General features: G+C 60.4%; 11 protein-coding genes. 4 read left to right on the forward strand and 7 right to left on the reverse strand.

What is annotated here, in order from left to right:
* Positions 1 to 2: 2 nt before the first annotated feature.
* Positions 3 to 977 carry a 1-phosphofructokinase family hexose kinase gene (locus tag BUE38_RS19230; RefSeq protein WP_073436859.1) on the reverse strand — a complete coding sequence of 325 codons (975 nt, stop codon included), beginning with the start codon at positions 975 to 977 and terminating at the stop codon, positions 3 to 5.
* Complete coding sequence (ptsP, locus tag BUE38_RS19235; RefSeq protein WP_073436860.1) at positions 974 to 3,859, reverse strand: phosphoenolpyruvate--protein phosphotransferase; 2,886 nt, start codon at positions 3,857 to 3,859, stop codon at positions 974 to 976. The genes BUE38_RS19230 and ptsP overlap by 4 nt, the downstream gene beginning before the upstream one ends.
* 253 nt (positions 3,860 to 4,112) lie before the next feature.
* Here ptsP and cra point away from each other — a divergent pair, with 253 nt between their 5' ends.
* Positions 4,113 to 5,096 carry a catabolite repressor/activator gene (cra, locus tag BUE38_RS19240; protein ID WP_073436861.1) on the forward strand — a complete coding sequence of 328 codons (984 nt, stop codon included), beginning with the start codon at positions 4,113 to 4,115 and terminating at the stop codon, positions 5,094 to 5,096.
* A gap of 29 nt (positions 5,097 to 5,125) precedes the next feature.
* On the opposite strand, the gene BUE38_RS19245 is transcribed toward cra, so the two are convergent.
* From BUE38_RS19245 to BUE38_RS19265, 5 genes are all read right to left on the reverse strand, one after another.
* Positions 5,126 to 7,363 (reverse strand): hybrid sensor histidine kinase/response regulator, encoded by a 2,238-nt coding sequence (locus tag BUE38_RS19245; protein ID WP_234987108.1) that lies wholly within the window; start codon positions 7,361 to 7,363, stop codon positions 5,126 to 5,128.
* Between the two features lie 80 nt (positions 7,364 to 7,443).
* A complete protein-coding gene (locus BUE38_RS19250) occupies positions 7,444 to 7,953 on the reverse strand; it encodes a putative pterin-binding protein (protein WP_073436863.1) in 510 nt (169 codons plus the stop codon).
* Positions 7,954 to 8,219: 266 nt separating this feature from the next.
* A complete protein-coding gene (locus BUE38_RS19255) occupies positions 8,220 to 8,648 on the reverse strand; it encodes a universal stress protein (protein WP_073436864.1) in 429 nt (142 codons plus the stop codon).
* A 12-nt stretch (positions 8,649 to 8,660) separates the two neighbouring features.
* Positions 8,661 to 11,255: a TRAP transporter permease gene (locus tag BUE38_RS19260; protein ID WP_073436865.1), complete on the reverse strand. Its 2,595-nt coding sequence runs from the start codon at positions 11,253 to 11,255 to the stop codon at positions 8,661 to 8,663.
* Positions 11,256 to 11,483: 228 nt separating this feature from the next.
* Positions 11,484 to 12,464, reverse strand: a complete 981-nt coding sequence (locus tag BUE38_RS19265; protein ID WP_073436866.1) for a TAXI family TRAP transporter solute-binding subunit — start codon at positions 12,462 to 12,464, stop codon at positions 11,484 to 11,486.
* Positions 12,465 to 13,128: 664 nt separating this feature from the next.
* Between BUE38_RS19265 and BUE38_RS19270 the strand changes: the two genes are divergently transcribed.
* From BUE38_RS19270 to BUE38_RS19275, 3 genes are all read left to right on the forward strand, one after another.
* A complete protein-coding gene (locus BUE38_RS19270; RefSeq protein ID WP_073436867.1) occupies positions 13,129 to 13,971 on the forward strand; it encodes a nitrilase-related carbon-nitrogen hydrolase in 843 nt (280 codons plus the stop codon).
* 110 nt (positions 13,972 to 14,081) lie between these two features.
* Complete coding sequence (locus BUE38_RS22755; RefSeq protein WP_143166401.1) at positions 14,082 to 14,267, forward strand: hypothetical protein; 186 nt, start codon at positions 14,082 to 14,084, stop codon at positions 14,265 to 14,267.
* A 60-nt stretch (positions 14,268 to 14,327) separates the two neighbouring features.
* Positions 14,328 to 14,873 carry a macro domain-containing protein gene (locus BUE38_RS19275; protein ID WP_073436868.1) on the forward strand — a complete coding sequence of 182 codons (546 nt, stop codon included), beginning with the start codon at positions 14,328 to 14,330 and terminating at the stop codon, positions 14,871 to 14,873.
* The last annotated feature ends 76 nt before the right edge of the window (positions 14,874 to 14,949 follow it).

Raw genomic sequence — 14,949 nt, forward strand, 5'->3', positions numbered from 1 at the left:
GCTCATGCAAGTGCTCCCCCGGTGGCGGCATCGCTCAGACGATGCACCCTGGTGTGCTCAAGAAGTTGATGGAAGTCCGGGCAGTGAACATCGCCGACCCCCGGGTGGCGAACCGCCTCGGCAGACAACGCCGTCGCCAATCCCAGACCAGCCTGCGGAGACATGTTGGTCAGTACGGCATGCAGCATGGCGGCAAACAGGGTGTCGCCGGCGCATACGGTATTGCTCACCTCGACCGTTGGCGGATGTGAACGCCACTCGCCCTGCTGGCCGAGCCACAGAACACCCTGCTCTCCGGATGACACCAGGCAGTGTTGGAGCCCACGGCTCGCCAGCAACTGAGCCGCGCGATGCAGAGTGTCTTCGTCCGGCAATGGCATCGCTGCCCATTCAGCCAGTTCCTCGCGATTGGGCTTGACCGCCGAGGCACCGGCCTCGATGGCTGCGGCCAGTGCATCACCACTGGTATCCACCCACACCGGCACCTCATGACGTCGTACGCAACGAACCAGCGCGGCGAGAGCGTCCGCGCCCACGCCAGGAGGCAGACTACCGCCGATCATCACGGCATCCGGTTTCCCCCGAGGTGATGCGAGACGCTGGTCGACAAGCTCGGTCAGTTCTCGCCAGGCCTGTTGGTCAACCGCCAGACCTGGCGCATTGATATCGGTGACCCGTCCACCGGCTTCAGACAATTTGGTATTGATCCGCGTGGCGCCGGGTAGACGCACAAAGGCATCCTCCACGCCCAATGCCGCAAAGGCATCGACGAAGGGCGCTTCATTCTCGGTTCCGAGAAAGCCACTGACAGTCACCTGATGGCCCAGTGACACCAGCACTCGGGCCATGTTGACGCCCTTACCGGCGGCCATGATCTCGATCGCTCCAGCGCGATTGACGCCACCGAGTTCGAGGCTGTCGAGGGCCACGCTGAGGTCGATGGCCGGGTTGGGAGACAACGTCAGAACCCGACTCATGCCTGGTCCTCCAGAGCGCTGCGTACCGCTTCGGCAGTCGGCTGCGCCAGCGCCAGTTGGGCCTGGCGGCGGGCCTCATCCATGGTCAGTCCACGCAGGCGAGTCTTGACCATGGGCACCTGCCGGGCACTGACCGACAACTCATCGACGCCCAGCCCCAACAACACCGGGACTGCCTGTCGATCACTGGCCAGCTCACCGCATACCCCGACCCACTTGCCGTGGGCGTGGGCGGCCTGAACCGTCATTTCGATCAATTTGAGCACCGCGGGATGCAATCCATCCGACTGCGCCGACAACTGGGGGTGACCGCGGTCGATGGCCAGGGTGTACTGGGTCAGATCGTTGGTGCCCACCGAGAAGAAATCGACTTCCGCGGCCAGCGTCGACGCCAGCAAGGCGCTGGATGGAATCTCGATCATCACCCCCAGTTGCAGTGCCTCGCCATCCGCGGTCACGGCCAGTTCCTCGATCACTTCATCGAAGATCTGCCTGGCCGCACGAAATTCGGCCACATCCTTGACCATCGGCAGCATGATGCGCAGCGGCCGGCCTTCTGCAGCCTTGATCAGTGCGCAGAACTGATCGCGCAACACCTGTGGACGGGTCAGCGCCAGACGTATGCCACGCAGGCCCAGGAAGGGATTGTCCTCCCGCGGGACCGGCCAGTAGCTCAACGGCTTGTCACCACCGACATCCAGAGTGCGCGCCACCAGCGGGCGTCCATCCAGTGCGTCGAGGGCTTCGCGATACAGCGCCTGCTGAGCCTCCACGTCTGGCATCTCGGCCTGGGCCATGAACAGGAACTCGGTCCGCAGCAGGCCGATGCCCTCGGCCCCCCGCGACACGGCATCCCTGGCATGGGCGGTGTTGCCAAGATTGGCAACTACCTCGATGCGTGTGCCATCGGCGGTCATGGCAGGCTCGAAGCGCGACTCCCAGGCCAGCGCCGCTTCGCGCTCGTGGCTTTCCATCCGCGCCACAAAGCGGTCGCGACGTTCCGCCGACGCCTCGACCACCACGCGTCCACTCTCGCCATCCAGCAGCAGTTCGGCACCATTGGCCAGGGCCAGCACACCGTCACCGGCGCCGACCACGGCCGGTATGCCCAACGCCCGAGCCAGAATGGCGCTGTGTGCTGTGGCGCCTCCCCGTGCGGTCATGATGCCACGTACCAACCCGGTATCGAGGCGTGCCACATCCGAAGGGCCGATATCATCGGTGACCAGAATGTAGGGCGAGCTGGGGGGGGCCGGCAGCGTGACGTCACAGAGTACGCCCAGCACACGTCGGCCAACGTCGCGCAGATCCGCCGCCCGTTCGGCCAGCAGTCGGTCGGCCAGTTGCTCCTGGGCGCAGGCGGCGGTATCGATGGCCCGCCACCAGGCCGCCTCCGCCGACAGCCCCTCGTGAATACCCTCCACTGCGGCCTGTTCCAGCTCGGGATCGGAGAGCATTTCTTCATGCATCGACAGGATGGCGGCGACTTCACCACCGGCAGTGCTCTCTATCAAGGCCCGGAGTTGAACACGACCTTCAGCAATCGCTGCAGCGAGGCGACGGTGTTGCTCTGCGGCATCAGCGGCGGTCTGGGGATAGTCGAAGGATGGCGTACGCAATACGAAAATCGGCGCCACCGCAAATCCTGGAGATGCCGCCACGGCGGTAAAAGGCGTATCGACGGCAGGTGCCTCGGCAACTTCCATTGCCTCATCATTGATCTGCGGTGAACGACGCGACTCCTCGAAAGCCTCGACCTCCTCGCCCAGGCCCTCTTCGAAGGCTGCCGCCAGCCGTTCCAACGCCTGTTCGGCTCCCTCGCCGCGTGCCGACAACACCAGTTGCTGCCCACGCCTCGCTCCGAGCCCAATGACCTTGGTCAGCGACGTCGCCGACACCGGCTGACCGCCGCCATCGGCAGGACGCAACTGAATCGTCAGCCCCGACTCACGTGCCTTCTGCACCAGCACCTTGGCTGGCCGGGCATGCAGACCATGGGCGTTCAACACCCGGACTCGGCAACTGGCGGTATCCACCGACTCCCCTGCCAGCCGTGCCAGCAATGTATCGGCGTCCAACTCACGCAGCGAAATGGGCGTCTGATCGACGTCCCGGTGCTCATCAAGCAGAGCCAGGATGGCATCCATCAGTGGTCGACTGGCCTGGCCCTGACTGGCGAGACACAACACAGCATCCACCGGTTGCTGCTGATGCTGAAGCGATGATGAAGAGGTCACCAGCGACAGGGCTGGTGTAACGACGCCCTGATCCGAACTGTACAGCCACAGTCCTCGTCCCAGAGGCGTCGGCTGCTGCATCGCCAGACCAGCAACGAAGTCCGCCTCCACCAGTCCCAGACGACGCAGGCGCTGGGCGCCGGCAACGCCAAGTTCAAGCAGATCCTCGCCGGGGTGTCCGAGACAAAGCGTCTCGCGATCCAGGCGCGGTCGTACCACCGGCTTCGAGAGCAATTCGGCAACGGCTTCGGCGGTGTCCGCCTGAGCCAGCCGCTCGGCCACACCCTGCTGATCCAGTACATGGGTCAGACTGCGCAGGATGTCGAGATGCTCATCGCTCTGTGCGGCGATGGTGACCAGCACGTACACCCGATTGCCATCGTGCCACTCCACTCCCTCAGGAAACTGCAGGACGCGCACCCCGGTCTGTTTCACCGCATCACGGCTGGCCGGTGTGCCGTGGGGAATGGCAATCCCATTACCCAACCAGGTGGAGGACTGGGATTCGCGATCCAGCAGCCCCTGGCGGTAGCCCTGCTCCACCAGCCCGGCACTGCTGAGGGTGTCGAAGGCCGCATCAAGCGCCTGTTGCCATGAACCCGCCCGGCAGGCCAGTCGAATATCGTCAGCGCGTAGCGTCAGCATTGGGGGGAGTCTCCTGGTGTTGGCTTAACCGCCTTGCTGAATCGTGTCACTTATCATATTCACAATGCTGGTACGATTCAGCTACATTGGCAAGAGTCATTGGTTACAACTTTCGCAGGGGGCCAGTATCAGGACGGCATGTAAAATGTCGCCAGACACCCTTATCCACCTCGCCGACCACAGGACATTCGATGACCACCATGCGCCCGATGGCTGACGCTCGCGAACGCCACCAGAGCCAAGGAGTGCGACCATGACCCTCGCCGAGATCGCCCGACTGGCCGGGGTATCGCGTACCACCGCCAGCTATATCGTCAATGGCAAGGCCCGTGAGCGTCGCATTCGTGAAGAAACCGTCGAGCGTGTCATGGCGGTGGTTCGTGAGCATGGGTATCGCGTTGATGCCCAGGCAGCGGCACTGCGACGGGGTTCCAGCCGAATTCTCGGGCTGATCGTTCCGGATCTGGAAAACTCCAGTTACGCCCGACTGGCCAAGCATCTCGAGCGAGGGGCGCGACAACAGGGCTACCAGTTGCTGATCGTCGGTTCCGATGACCAGCCTGACAGTGAGCGCGAACTGGCGCTCTCCCTGCGTGCTCAACGCTGTGAGGCATTGATCACGGCGAGCTGCCTGACCACCGAGGATCCCTTCTACCGGGAATTGATGAGTGAGGGGCTGCCGATCATCGGTGTCGACCGGGGGCTTGCCCCTGAACACTTTGCCAGCGTGGTCAGCAATGATACAGAAGCCGCACGGTTGCTTACCGAATCGGTGATCACTGACTCACGCATCAAACGCGTACTGTGGCTCGATGCCGTCCCGCATCTGAGTATCAGCAAGGAACGCCGAACCGGTTTCGAGGCCGCCATCGTCGATCGCCATCTCGACAGCCACATGATCAGTGCCGAGCGCTATGACCGCGAACAGGGGGCACAGCTCTTTGCCCAGCATCTCGATGACGAGGGACTGCCCGATGCCCTGATCGCCGCGTCCTACACGCTGCTGGAGGGCGTGCTGGATATTCTGCTGGAACGTGGCCTCTCCGAGCGGTTGGCCATGGCCAGCTTTGGCGACAATCGACTGCTGGACTTCCTGCCCCTGGCAGTCAACTCCATCGTTCAGGATCATGAGGCCATCGCGCGCCAGGCACTGGAACTGGCACTGCTGGCAACCCGTGGCGATTACCGGCCCCAACGAGTCGTGGTACCACGTCATCCGCACTGGCGGAGTCGGTGACCTGTGGAGCCGACGGGAAACAGGCCTGGTCAATCACTATCGGGGGAGCGATGAGCAAAGGCCAGGTCGAAGGCCACCAGGGTCTCCTCGAAGGCCTGACGCATCCGCCCCAGTAGGTCATTCAGCTCATTGATGTTGTCTGGCGCAAGATCCCGCGAGCGTGACTCGAGGGATTCCGCCAGCGAGGCCACGGTGTCAGCACCAACACCCGCCGACTCGCCCTTGAGCTGATGAGCCAGGCGGTTCACCTCGTCGGCATCCTCAGCCTGCAGCGCAGCCTGCAGGCCATTCAGGTGCTCATTGCCCTGCTCGCCAAACAGGTGGACCAGCGTCAGGCAACGCTCATCGCCAAGGCTGTTGCGCAACGATGTCAGCGTCTCGTCACACAGTAGAGGATTGCTCTCACCTTCGGCCTCGACCACCAACGGCAAGGTGTGGCGATGTTCCCCCAGAAGATGACGTCGAAGCGCATCGGACAAGTTGCCGATCAGCAGCGGCTTGGTCAGATAGCCATCCATGCCCACCGCCAGGCAGTCCGATTGGTCATGGGCTGCACCACCGGCGGTCATCGCCAGAATGGCCACTGTGGCACGCCAGTCATCGCAGTGGCGCAGACGGCGAGTCACTTCTCGACCATCCATATCCGGCATCTGGATATCCATGAGGATGAGGTCGAACTGCTGACGCTCACAAAGGCTCAAGGCTTCAGCACCGGAAACGGCCAGGGTGGCGGCACAACCGATGCGCTCCAGCATGGCCATGGCGACTTCCTGATTGACCGGATTATCCTCGACCACCAGCAATTCGGCCTCGGCAAGTGCCTTGAGATGGGCCTGAGGCACAGCATTCTCATCCGGCTCCTCCGCCGGTTCACTACAGGCTCTCAACGGCAATTCGAACCAGAAGCGACTGCCCTGCCCCGGCCAACTCTCGACACCAATGCGACCACTCATTGCCTCCACCAACCGTTTGCAGATCGCCAGCCCCAGCCCAGTTCCTCCGTAGCGGCGAGCAATGGTCGGGTCACTCTGACGGAACGGCTCGAACAGTTGTGCTGCCTGCACGTTGTCGATACCCGATCCGGTATCCTTTACCTCGAATATCATCCAGTGGCGAGCTCCTGTCTGCACCGACAGACTCACCTCACCCTCATCGGTGAACTTGATGGCGTTGGTCAACAGGTTGAGCAGCACCTGACGCAGACGCCCGGGGTCCGCCTCCACTCGCCTCGGCAACTGCGGGTCGAGATACGCAGAGAGGCGCACACCACTGGCCTCGGCTCGCGGCATGAACAGTGCCACGGCATCCTTGATCAGGGCTTCCAGGGCGACCGGCTGGAGATCCAGGTCCATCCGCCCGGCTTCAATCTTCGAGAAGTCGAGGATGTCATCAATCATGCTCATCAACTGGCGAGCACTGCGGAAAATGGTGTCAGAGTAATGACGAGCAGGCTCCGCCAACGACAGGTCGCGCATCAGTTCGCTCATGCCGATGACGCCATTGAGCGGCGTTCGAATCTCGTGACTGACCGTGGCCAGGAAGTCCGACTTGGCCTGACTGGCCGACTGTGCTCGACGGGCACTGACTTCCAGTTCGTCACTGAGGGTTTCCAGTGCCTTGCGTGACGCCTCGTTGTCCCGAGCCTCACGCAACAACATCATCAACATCACCCCGCCAGCAGCACTCATGCCGAGAATCATCACCAACAACAACATGTAGAGGCGCTGGAGCCGCAGGCGATCCACCGTGGCCACATGCGCCAGGTTCTCGTTGGTGGCAATGAGCAGCCGCTCGCTGACCGCACTGAGTTGCAGCAACTCGTGATCGAGGCGCGCAACCGCAGCGTCATCCAGTCGATCGAATGACGACAGCAGAGTATCCAGTTGAAACAACTGCTGCTCGATGCGATCAAGCTCTCGCTGCGCACTCGGCGCCATCGTGATCACCTGGAGGATATTACTGCCATGGATGATGTTGATACGACTGTAGAGCAGCTCGAAATTGAGCCGGAGCTCCTCCAGGCTACTGTCCGAACCAGGGACCGCAGACAACACCTGACCGCGCAGCTGAACGACATCCCGATCAAGCTTGTAGGCATGCCAGGCCGCATCTTCGGCGACATCATGGGCGAGACCATCCTGGCGCCAGACCACTAGCGCCATGACCACCATGGCCGCTGCAAAGAAGGCCAGTGCTGCCCCGGCACTGACCTTGAGGCGCAATGGGTAAGTGTTCAACCACATGACCAGGGGGCGGATTCTCAACACGACTGGGGCATCCTCCTCCCACCGCCGACCGCCCGTCCTGGTCGGTGGTTCGATAATGGAATCGGCTTGCGAGTCATCTATCAGGGAACCTTGATGAGGTTGACCTGCCAGACCGAACGGAACTGAATGGCTTCGGTCTTCAATTCAGGATGTTCATCGAAGGGATAGAGCACGAACAGGGGGCCGAACTCTCGAATACTCATCTCCCTGCCGTTGCGTTTCATAGCAAGGATGACGTCATAGTCCTCGGTATCGCTGACCGGAAGGTCGGCGAAGAAATCATTCAATGCATGCACTTCCACCACATCGGAGTCGACTCCCGCCAGCTCCAGCACACTGCGCAGCAGTGGCCCCTCGAAACGTCCCATCTGCCGGTGCCAGGGGGTATCGGTGGTGGTCTCATGCCAGGGCAACTCACTCAACATCTCGCGATCCAGCCAAAGTTCGTCGTTGACATTGGTATGGCGAATGTTGCCGGTAATCTTGAGCAGCACAGGACCATCCGGTGGCGGAATCGCGGCCATGGCCGGGGCCACCAACACCATCAGTGCCACGACCTGAATGATCTGTCGTATGCGTCGCGCCCGCATGTACTCTCCTGTAACTGGTCGTTCTGCCGCATAGATTACTGGATTCCGGCAGAAAATGCGGAGTTGAATGCCCTGTTCAGCAGAGTGGCACGCCTGCTGTACCTGGCCATCCTCCCCTTGAAATTACTGTAGCCGAAGCTGATACGTCCCGCCGATCAGCACCGCACGGGGCACGGCACGCACCAGGACGGCGAACCGTCCCTTCATGAAAAAGACAGCCCCCTCACCCGAGCGGGCAAGGGGGCTCAGTGGCAAGCATGACGGAATCAGCGGACAATCATCACCGACTGCTTACTGTGGTGAACCACATGTTCAGCATTGGGGCCAATCACATAATCGGCGAATTTTCGCCTGGTATGCGACGCCATGACAATCAGGTCGGCCTCCAGTCGCTTGCTCGCCTTGATGATGCCTTCCCAGGGAGAGCCATCGACGATCGCCGTGTGAACCTCGATGTCATCCGGCACCTGCTCAGCAATGAACTTCTGCTGAGCCTCCTTCAGTGCCTCACGAGCCTTGTCGGTAAAGTCGCTCGGGAAGAACGAACCGACCATCGGCATCCGATAGTCCGGCAATACCGTGACGATCTGTAGAGATGCGCCGAAGTTGCGACACAACGAGAGAGCAACCGGCAATGCCTTCTGCCATGAACTCTCTTCGTTGAGATCGATCGGCAACAGAATCCTGTTGTACATGACGCTCACTCCTCAGGCCGAGGCCTGTGTGATCTGTCTTGTCCGACGGCGTCGCTGCATCAGCACCACCAGGCCGAACACTGCCAGCCCCGGGAACCACATCAGTTCCTTCGGCCAGCGATCCACTGGCGCCAACACCGTAACGATCTCCTGGTCGAAGTCGAAACCAAGATCCTGAGCTTCACTGCCATAGGTGACCAGGTCCACGATGGTCTTGCCATCTCGCTCCACCAGCTCCAGTCCCAGATTGAGCAGGCGATCCTCGCCCGTCTCACCTTCCGGTACCGGCATGGTCATCCAGGTCGTCAATGGCTTGCCGAAGGCGTCCAGACCACTGATCTGCAGTCGCAGGGTGCTGTCCCGGTCAACCTCTCCCAGCGCCTGCTCGAACTGCGACGGAGGAATACTGCGATAGGGATCATGGATCTTGTCCATCCAGAAGCCGGGACGGAACAGGGTAAAGGCCACCAGCAACAGCAGAATGGTCTCGTACCAACGGTTACGCGTCAGCATGAAGCCCTGGGTCGCGGCCGCGAAGATCAACATCGCAACGGTCGCCACGATAAATACCAACACCCCCTGTAGAGGCGTGACATCAATCAGCAGCAGGTCAGTATTGAAGATGAAAAGGAACGGCAGCGCCGCTGTGCGCAGACTGTAGTAGAACGCCTGAAAGCCTGTGCGAATCGGGTCACCACCGGACAGCGCCGCCGCCGCGAACGAAGCCAGCCCCACGGGTGGCGTGACGTCAGCCATGATGCCGAAATAGAACACAAACAGGTGCACCGCGATCAACGGCACCAGTAGGCCATTCTGCTCACCCAGCTGGACAATGACCGGCGCCAGCAGTGCCGAAACGACGATGTAGTTGGCAGTGGTCGGCAGCCCCATGCCAAGAATCAAGCTGAGCACAGCCGTCATCAGCAGGATCAGCATCAGGTTGCCCATCGACAGCGTCTCGACCACATCGGCCAGTACCAGACCGACGCCGGTCTGTGACACCGCCCCTACAATGATGCCCGCCGTCGCGGTGGCGATACCGATACCGATCATGTTACGAGCACCGCCGACCAGACCGTTCCACAGGTCCATGGCACCTTCGCGGAAATCCCGAGCGAGATCACCACGGCCACGGAAGGCATGCATGATCGGTCGCTGGGTAAGCATGATGATGATCATCAACACCGTGGCCCAGAAGGCCGACAGTCCCGGAGAAAGACGCTCAACCATCAGGCACCAGACCAGCACAATCACCGGCAGGATATAGTGCAATCCCACCATGACTGTCGGCCGAGTCTGCGGCAACTTGAAGATCGGGGTATTGGGGTCATCCAGTTCGAGCTCCGGATAACCGGAGCCCAGTGCCAGCAATCCCACATAGACGGCACCCAGCACCACTGCAGCTACCCAGGGCGTTGCGTCACCGAGAATCGGCTTCAACCACCCGAGGCCGTAGTAGACCACCAATGCCGTGCCCATCATCAACAGCAGTCCGGCAAGAAAGCCGGTGACCTTGCGCACCAGCGGCTTTGCCGGGTTGGAACTCTCCAGCCCCTGCATATCAGCCTTGAGGGCCTCGAGGTGGACAATATAGATCAGCGCAATATAGGAAATCAGCGCCGGCAGGAAGGCATGCTTGATGACTTCGACGTAGGAAATTCCCACGTATTCGACCATGAGGAAAGCTGCCGCGCCCATGACCGGCGGCATGATCTGGCCATTGACGGAAGACGATACCTCGACCGCCCCGGCCTTCTCGGAGGAGAAGCCGACGCGCTTCATCATCGGAATGGTAAAGGTACCGGTGGTCACCGTATTGGCAATCGACGAACCGGAAATCAGACCGGTAAGACCGGAAGCCACCACAGCAGCCTTGGCCGGGCCACCACGATAGTGCCCCAGCATCGAGAAGGCGACCTTGATGAAATAGTTACCGGCCCCCGCCTTGTCGAGCAGTGAACCAAACAACACAAACAGGAAGACGAAACTGGTCGAGACTCCCAGTGCGATGCCGAACACCCCCTGGGTCGTCAACCACTGATGGTTGACCAGGCCGTGCAGACTCACCCCACGGTGGGCAAGAATACCGGGCATCCAGGGGCCCGCCAGCGAATAGATGATGAAGAGCGACGCAATGATGGTCAGCGGCGGCCCCAGGGCACGACGCGTTGCTTCGAGCAGCAACAGGATGCCGATCACGCCAACGACCACATCCTGCATGATGGGCGCTCCGGGACGGGCCGACAACTGCTCGTAGAAGGTAAACAGATAGGCCCCGGCTGACGCGGCGATGATCGCCATGATCCAGTCCTGAATCGGAATACGATCACGCGGTGAGCGCTTGGTGGCCGGATAGGCCATGAAGGCCAGAAACAGGGCGAATGCCAGGTGAATCGAGCGTGCTTCCGTGGCATTGAAGACACCAAAGCCGACGATGAACGGCAGAGGCGATGCCACCCAGAGCTGGAATAACGACCATGCTGCCGCTATTCCGATCAGCAACTTGCCCGGAAAGCCTTCGGGGTTGCGTGCCCCGGAGTCGCTGGAAGCGACCATATCCTCGAGATCCACCGTGGATCCCGCGGCTTTCTTGTTGTCCTCAGTCATAAGCAAGCCCTGTCTGAAGAAGATGAATGAATGTGATGAGGTGATTCGACATCCTCACACCTTTGACTGTTTGACGATCAAACCGAATGGCGGCCCCATCCGGCGATATGACATGGCACTGTAGCCATACGTCACGAATCTCCGACCAGAACGCACTGCGCGGCCGCCCTCCGGGAGACCGCGCAACGTTGTTTACCGCATAGCTGTCAGCAGCAAGGGTCGAGCGTTTTACTCGATCCAGCCCTGCTCACGGTAGTAGCGTGCAGCACCTTCATGCAGCGGTGCGGACAGTCCATCGGAGACCATCTCTTCCGGCTCGAGGTTGGCAAAAGCCGGGTGCAGACGCTTGAAACGATCAAAGTTCTCGAATACCGCCTTGACGGCTTCGTAGACCAGGTCCTCGTCAGCATCAGCGGAGGTCACGAATGTCGCTGCGACACCGAAAGTCTCGACATCCTCGTCATTGCCCTTGTACATACCACCGGGAATGACCGACATGGAGTAGTAGGGATACTCCTCGACCAGAGACTGGACGTCCTCATCATTGAGCGGCACCAGACGCGCATCCACAGTAGTGGTCGCTTCCTGGATGGCACCATTGGGGTGGCCGACGACGTAGGCCATGGCGTCGATGTTGTTGTCGGCCAGAGCAGAGGCCATTTCCGCGGCATCGAGCTGTGAAGCCAGCGAGAAGGAGTCCTCGGTCCAGCCCTTGGCATCCATGACCACTTCCATGGTGTTGCGCTGGCCGGAACCCGGGTTGCCGATGTTGACGCGCTTGCCTTCAAGGTCATCCAGCGTCTCGATGCCGGAATCGGCACGCGCCAGAATGGTCAGCGGCTCGCCGTGTACCTTGAAGACCGCTCGCAGGTCCTCGTAGGTATTGCCTTCGAAATTGCCGGTACCATTGTATGCCTGATACTGCACATCAGACTGGGCCACGCCCATGGTGTATTCGCCACTGCGAATACCGTTGACGTTGGCCACAGAGCCACCAGTGGAAGGAGCATTGCAACGAATACCAGTTTCTTCAGCACTCTGGTTGACGAAGCGGCAGATGGACTGGCCTACGACATAGTAGACCCCGGTCTGTCCACCGGTACCGATGGTGATGAACCTTTCCTCCTGGGCCATTGCCGGAGACGAAAACATGGCGGCTCCGAGGATGGCACCGGAGACGGCAGCGGCAGAGAACGCATGGCGCTTCATGGACATACCTCTTTATTCTGGATTCTCGACGTTGTAATGGGACAATCCCCTGCTGACTTCCCTGATGGGCGGTACAGCGTCCTTATCATGCTACTTCAGCGGGGAAATTACCTGAATGATTCAATAACTTCCAGTTACTCAATCAGTGTAGACAGCAAATTCGTCCTGTGGCGCTCAATTTGCTTCAACGCTGTGCACTAATCGCCACAGCATTGAAGCATCGCGCGAGGCTCTACTCGAATCTGGCCTGATCCTATTCTTATGAGCATAGCCACTCCCTGACATCACGCTAGTGCGGTATCCCGCAGTTCTTCGTATTTCAGAGCCATGCCAGTAGCAGATTACCTCCAGCCCCGTACCGACCGGTAACGCACCTGACTCTGGACTGGTCTCGGTCATGGCCATCATCGGAATACCCCCGCTTTCGTGTCGATATTCGTGGCTTACCCGACCGCGGGATGAAAGAGCCGGCCCATACCCGACAGACCATGACAGCATGCTGTTCTCGAAGGTCGCATTGATGTCCGCACCATTGGCCGGTCCATCATTAACCTGCATGATCCGGTTAACGCCACCTGGCTACACCATCCGGCATGAGTCACAATCCACCTGTATCGAGGTGACTCAGCCCTCATCATCCACCTACCCATGGAGTCAATTGCGAATGCACCACCAGGATTCGCTCAAGGTAGCTGCTGCACAGATCAACTGTGCCTTTGCTGACCTGGATGCCAACCTCGAGCATCATCGTGAGTATATCGACCAGGCCAGAGCCGAGGATGTCGAGCTACTGGTCTTCCCTGAACTGTCGCTGACCGGCTATGGCCTTGGCCGTCAGGTCATGGAAGTGGCCATTCCTCGCGAGGATCCACGCCTGGCAACACTGGCTTCTGCCTGCGGGGACATGCAGACGGTCGTGGGCTTCGTCGAGGAGGCAAGTCCCGGCGAGTACTACAATGCGCTGGCGATCATGCAGCGCGGCGAGATCATCGCCGTGCATCGCAAGCTCAACCTGCCAAGCTACGGTGGCCTGGAAGAAGGCAAGTGGTTCACCCACGGTAACGAACTGACGCATACCGATGTCCGCCCCGGCTGGTCCAACACCCCATTGATCTGCGCCGACATGTGGAACCCCGCTCTGGTGCACGCCGCACTGCTGGCACGCCCGACGCTGCTCTGCGCACCAATCAACTCGGCGTCGGGCATTGTCAGCGAGGACTTCTCCAACGAACAGAACTGGCATGTCAATGTACGGTTCTATGCCATGACCTATGGCACTCCGGTGATCATGGTCAATCGCTACGGCCCGGAGGGCGACAGCCATTTCTGGGGCGGCTCCTGTATCCTGGGCCCGCGTGGTGAATTTCTCGCCCGGGCCGAGGACCGCGAGATGCTGATCACTACCACACTGTCACGCAAGGCAATTGCCAATGCTCGCTTCGAGCTCCCCACCCACCGCGATGCCGACACCCCGTTGATACGCGAGTTGATGGCCGGCTACCGCTGACCTTCAACGAGACAGGATCAACAGACAGCGAAGGCTTCCCCGCTGTCTGTTGTCATTGTGAACCACACCATTGTTGAACTATTGACATGGCATGCTTTTATGCTGGGTTAATGGCGGCACAGGGATGTGCCGCCGTCGGCCATCAGGCCGACGCGAGACCGCATCACACCAGCAGATCCGCGCATCTGCGCCAGTGTGGTGCGGACGAGAATCAAATCGATCAGGATGAACTATTTGACTGCCATGTTAATAGCTTTCGGCAGGGAATAGGCGTCCAGCCACTGGTGCTACTCTGACAGGAGGTACAACTACTGCTGACAACTGGCACCACTTGTGAGACATCACCGGGATCCGACATGCCAACATCTCAACACCCCCTGATAGAGTGCATTCAGGGAGATATCGCGGCACAGAATGACATCGAAGCGGTGATCAACGCCGCCAATGCCCAACTTCAGCCCGGCGGAGGCGTGGCCGGTGCACTACATCGAGCGGCCGGGCCGGAACTGGCGCGCGCCGGACGAGACCTGGCGCCGATTCGCCCCGGCCAGGCCGTGATAACGCCGGGCTTCAATCTGCCCAACGCTCATGTCATTCATTGCCTCGGCCCGGTGTACGGCGTGGACGAGCCGAGTGCCGAACTGCTTGCATCCTGCTACCGTCACGCCCTTGATCTTGCTGAACAGCACAGCATCCAGCGCATTGCCTTCCCGGCACTTTCCACGGGCGTGTTCGGCTACCCCATGGAAGAGGCGGCAGAAATCGCGATCTCCACCGTCCTGACCAGTCTGGCCAACTGCTCGACACTCGAGCTGGTGAGATTCGTACTGTTCGACGAGGCCAGCCTGGCCGTATACCAGCGCTGGCTGGAACAGATGACTGATGCCACGAGCGTCGAGTAACGAGCTGCGAGCTGCCCAGTGCCGCGCCATGGTCCCAGCTTCGAGACACGAGTAACGAGCGGCGAGCTGCCCAGTG

This window comes from Halomonas cupida, assembly GCF_900142755.1.
Lineage (GTDB): Bacteria > Pseudomonadota > Gammaproteobacteria > Pseudomonadales > Halomonadaceae > Halomonas > Halomonas cupida.

Excerpts from the sequence above, each read along its gene's own strand:
- BUE38_RS19270 (WP_073436867.1), top strand. The coding sequence starts at position 13,129 with ATGCACCACCAGGATTCGCTCAAGGTAGCTGCTGCACAGATCAACTGT.
- BUE38_RS19255 (WP_073436864.1), bottom strand. The coding sequence starts at position 8,648 with ATGTACAACAGGATTCTGTTGCCGATCGATCTCAACGAAGAGAGTTCA.
- BUE38_RS19265 (WP_073436866.1), bottom strand. The coding sequence starts at position 12,464 with ATGAAGCGCCATGCGTTCTCTGCCGCTGCCGTCTCCGGTGCCATCCTC.
- BUE38_RS22755 (WP_143166401.1), top strand. The coding sequence starts at position 14,082 with ATGGCGGCACAGGGATGTGCCGCCGTCGGCCATCAGGCCGACGCGAGA.
- BUE38_RS19260 (WP_073436865.1), bottom strand. The coding sequence starts at position 11,255 with ATGACTGAGGACAACAAGAAAGCCGCGGGATCCACGGTGGATCTCGAG.
- BUE38_RS19250 (WP_073436863.1), bottom strand. The coding sequence starts at position 7,953 with ATGCGGGCGCGACGCATACGACAGATCATTCAGGTCGTGGCACTGATG.
- ptsP (WP_073436860.1), bottom strand. The coding sequence starts at position 3,859 with ATGCTGACGCTACGCGCTGACGATATTCGACTGGCCTGCCGGGCGGGT.
- cra (WP_073436861.1), top strand. The coding sequence starts at position 4,113 with ATGACCCTCGCCGAGATCGCCCGACTGGCCGGGGTATCGCGTACCACC.
- BUE38_RS19230 (WP_073436859.1), bottom strand. The coding sequence starts at position 977 with ATGAGTCGGGTTCTGACGTTGTCTCCCAACCCGGCCATCGACCTCAGC.
- BUE38_RS19275 (WP_073436868.1), top strand. The coding sequence starts at position 14,328 with ATGCCAACATCTCAACACCCCCTGATAGAGTGCATTCAGGGAGATATC.